This is a genomic window from Shigella sp. FC1967, assembly GCF_001743005.1.
Classification (GTDB): Bacteria; Pseudomonadota; Gammaproteobacteria; order Enterobacterales; family Enterobacteriaceae; genus Proteus.
This window is the reverse complement of sequence record NZ_MIIZ01000297.1, coordinates 1-245: the sequence shown is the minus strand read 5'-3', so window position 1 is coordinate 245 and position 245 is coordinate 1. Positions and strand designations below refer to the sequence as shown.

Genomic DNA, 245 nt, shown 5'->3' with positions numbered 1-245 from the left:
GTCCCGCCCTACTCGTCGAGTTCACAATAACAGCATCTTCGGATACGGGGGCTATCACCCTTTACTGCCGGACTTTCCAGACCGTTCTCCTGATGCTGCTATTGATTAAGACTCTGGGCTGCTCCCCGTTCGCTCGCCGCTACTAGGGGGAATCTCGGTTGATTTCTTTTCCTCGGGGGTACTGAGATGTTTCAGTTCTCCCGGTTCGCCTCATTAACCTATGTATTCAGTTAATGATAATATCC

1 rRNA gene is annotated in these 245 nt (G+C 50.6%); it reads right to left on the bottom strand.

Annotated elements, in window-relative coordinates:
- Nucleotides 1-245, bottom strand: a 23S ribosomal RNA gene (locus BHE89_RS27275); the annotation flags it as partial.